The organism is Candidatus Krumholzibacteriia bacterium, from assembly GCA_035268685.1.
In the GTDB taxonomy this organism is placed as follows: Bacteria; Krumholzibacteriota; Krumholzibacteriia; order JAJRXK01; family JAJRXK01; genus JAJRXK01.
Genome location: DATFKK010000164.1, coordinates 1 through 3,344 on the forward strand (window position 1 = coordinate 1; position 3,344 = coordinate 3,344).

The 3,344-nt window shown below is 69.9% G+C and carries 3 protein-coding genes; 2 read left to right on the top strand and 1 reads right to left on the bottom strand.

Features of this window, described 5'->3' with window-relative positions; genetic code table 11:
* Window positions 1-817 (top strand): nicotinamide-nucleotide amidohydrolase family protein (locus VKA86_15530; protein ID HKK72617.1); only part of this gene is annotated, 817 nt, incomplete at its 5' end.
* Between the two features lie 43 nt (window positions 818-860).
* Here VKA86_15530 and VKA86_15535 read toward each other — a convergent pair.
* Window positions 861-1,820: a homocysteine S-methyltransferase family protein gene (locus VKA86_15535; GenBank protein HKK72618.1), complete on the bottom strand. Its 960-nt coding sequence runs from the start codon at window positions 1,818-1,820 to the stop codon at window positions 861-863.
* Window positions 1,821-2,102: 282 nt separating this feature from the next.
* Between VKA86_15535 and VKA86_15540 the strand changes: the two genes are divergently transcribed.
* On the top strand, window positions 2,103-3,344 hold a 1,242-nt coding region (locus VKA86_15540; GenBank protein HKK72619.1), incomplete at its 3' end, for a hypothetical protein.

The following is a 3,344-nucleotide window of genomic DNA, read 5'->3' on the forward strand; positions in this document are numbered from 1 at the left end:
CACCGCCGTGATCCTCCTGCCCGGCGTGCCGGCCGAGCTGCGCTGGATGTTCGAACACGAGGTCCGCCCGCGCCTGGCCGCGCACCTGGTGGCCTCGGACACGCACACGCGGCGATTGCGCACCACCGGCGTCGCCGAAGCACGCCTGGCCGAGATCGTCCGCGACGCCCTCGGCGACGATCACCACGACGGCCTCGCCTGGTGCGTGGCGTCGTACGGCGTCGACGTGCTCGTGCGCGACGACGACACCGCGCGGCTGGACGACGTCACCGCGCGGTTGCGCACCGCCTTCGGCGAAAACCTCTTCGCCGAGGGGACGGTAGACCTGCCCGAGGTCGTCGTCCGGCGGCTCACCGAGCGGGGCGAAACGGTGGCGGTGGCGGAGTCCTGCACCGGCGGGCTCGTGGGTGCCGCGCTGACCTCGGTGCCCGGCAGCAGTCGCGTGCTGCTCGGCGGCGTGATCGCCTACGCGAACGCGGTCAAGCAGGAGCAGCTCGGCGTCGACGTCGCCTTGATCGAAGAACACGGAGCGGTGAGCGACGTGGTGGCCCGGGCCATGGCCGAAGGTGTGCGCGCGCGCCTGGGGTCCACCTACGGGGTCTCGACCACCGGCGTCGCCGGCCCAGGAGGGGGCACCGAGGACAAGCCGGTCGGCACGGTGTGGATCGGCTTCGCCGACGCCGAGGGAGCCGTGGCACGGTTGCGTCGCCTGGGCGGCGACCGCTCGCTCGTGCGGCACTGGAGCGTGGCGGCGACGCTCGACGCGATCCGGCGGGGGCGGAGGGCGTTCGCGGATCGCAACGCCGGAACACGGTGAAGGCCGACGGCAGACGGTCGACACGGACAGATGCCCCGGCCCCCTACAAGCCCGTCACGGAATACCCCCGCTCCACCAGCTCCTCGTGCAAGTGGCGGATGTGGGACGGTCCTACCTCACAGCATCCGCCGAGCAGGGTGGCTCCCGACGCGAGCCACTCCAGGGCGAACGTCGCGTATTCCTCCGGGCCCAGGTCTTCGCGTGCCGTCAGCACATCGACGGTTCCACCGGGCTCCAGCGCGTCGACCGATTCGAACCCGTTCGCGTAGGCGCCGAAGGGAAGGCCCGAGCCGACCAGGGGTGGCAACGCGCGCCGAATCGCCTCCGGGGTGGAGCAGTTGAGGAGCAGACCACGCAACGGCAGCTCCCGGACTGCAGCGACCATGTCCTCCACCGGCTCTCCCGAACGCAGCGCGGCGGAGCCGTCGTCGCGGACCGTGAAACCCAGAAGCACCGGCTTTCCGGCAGACAGGGCCACCTCGGCGGCGATCCGACCTTCGCGGACGGACGACATGGTTTCGCAGAGGAAGCAATCGACCTTCGGTTGGGTCTCGACGATGGCACGGTACTGTTCGAAGCACTCGTCGTCCGAAGGCACCAGATCGGAACGGAAGCTTCCCACCAGGGGAGGCAGGCATCCGGCCAGCTGTACCGGTCCGAAGGGACAGCCGGTCGTCTGACGGGCGGCCGCCGCCAGGTCGTAGGCCTGCTCCTGCAGCGGTTCGAACCACCCGAGGTCGCCGCTCCGGGCCAGTCGGGCCGCGGTGGCCGTGTACGTGTTCAGCGTCAGGACCCGAGCGCCGGCTCGGATGAAGTCTTCGTGCACGCTCTGCACGAGCTCCGGGCGTTTCCGCATCACCTGCAGGGACCAGAGAGGGTGGGCGGGCAGCCGCGAACGCTTGTGCAGCTCCTGTCCCAGGCCGCCATCGAGCAGGACGATCTTCGTCAGAGCCTCGTTCCAGACCGCGGTGTCTTTCGCTTCATCCCTTTCCTGCGCTGTCATGGTCCATGCCGCCTCTCCGTCTCGGAAACGCCTCGCCGGAATCCGGTGGGCCCTCGACCAATCCTTCGTCTTCCGGATGGTAAGAGCAGGCGGAGGCGAACGAAAGTGAGCAGCCCGGAGCGAGCGGCGCGCGGCAGTGCTCGCCGGCAGCCTCTGCGACCGTCGGCCGATGCCCCGGCGGATCGGTGGGGTCGGGCTCGGCAGAAGCCATGGCCCCACCGGCACCGAAACGTCGCGTCTCCGGCGAAGACACTCGTTCTCCCGTGTCCCTCGGAGACCGCCATGATCTCGATCCGCATCGTCCCGGCCGTGGCCCTGGCCCTCGTGCTCTGCATCCCTGCCGTGGCCCTGGCCCTCGGCAATCCCTCGCACGCGATCTACTCGCCCGACGAAGAACAGGTCGACCGGCCGGAGCTCGCCATCGCCTCCGACGGCACCCAGTTCGTCGCCTTCGACACCAGCCCCGACGTGGGCGACGACGAGGTCGTGGTCCTGCGCAGCACCGACGGGGGCGACACCTGGTCGAGGTGGTCGACGGTGTCCGGGCCGGTGGACGTGATTCTTTCCGACCCGCGGCTCGACGTCGTCGGCGAGGGCACGGCCGACGAGCGCCTCGTACTCACGTACGTGTACATCGAGCCCGCGGTGAACACGCGGGTGATGGCCGCCTTCGCCGACCCGTCGCTGGGAGCCGGGATCTGGACCGAACACGAGGTCTTCGACCTGGGAGGAACCACGACGGGGCTGGACGACTACGACGTTGCCTTCGGTGAGGGAACCGATACCTCGGTGGCCTGCGCGGTCGCCCTCCGCAACGGTTCGACTCAGTTCGAGTGGCGGTACAACGTCTGGTTGAACCAGACCTTCGCGTTCAACCTCGAGACGGTCGTGACCACGGTCTGGCGCGACACGACGCTCGCGAGCTCGTCGGCGGAGGTGGCGCTCGCCTTCCACGACGGCGCGGGCGCCGATCGCGCCCACCTGATCATGACGGTCACCGGCCGGGACTTCGACGACGTCGAGTTCACCGACGTCTACCAGACCGGGATCGACGACAAGGGTCTGCTCACGACCTTCGATCCGGTCACGCTCGTCACCACGCGCACCTACGAGACCGCGTCGATGGACTTCATGGCCGACCCCGACGGCGACACCTTCGTGTACGTGTCCGATCCCTTCGAGGGCTTCGTGAGCACGAACGCGGGCGCGTCGTGGGTGCCCTTCACGCTGGACGGCGGGGCCACGCCCGAACTGTCGCGGCTGCATTGGCTGAGCGGCGACTTCGCGCTGTCGGGCGTGACAGGGCCCACGTTCGAGCGGCAGGGCGTCGAGTACCGTCCCGAAGGCGCGGCGACGGGCACGTGGAACGAACGGGTCCTGCTCCCGGGCCTGGGTTCGGTGACCACTCCACCGAGCGTCGCCGGCGACCCGTCGCGGCCGGGGGAGACGGCCGCCGTCGCCCGCGCCGCCACCTACCAGGTGCAGACGAGCGTGGTCAACCGCATCTGGTACAACGCCACCTGG

Bases quoted from the DNA above. Each gene is read 5' to 3' on its own strand.
- VKA86_15535 (HKK72618.1), bottom strand. From the start codon at position 1,820: ATGACAGCGCAGGAAAGGGATGAAGCGAAAGACACCGCGGTCTGGAAC.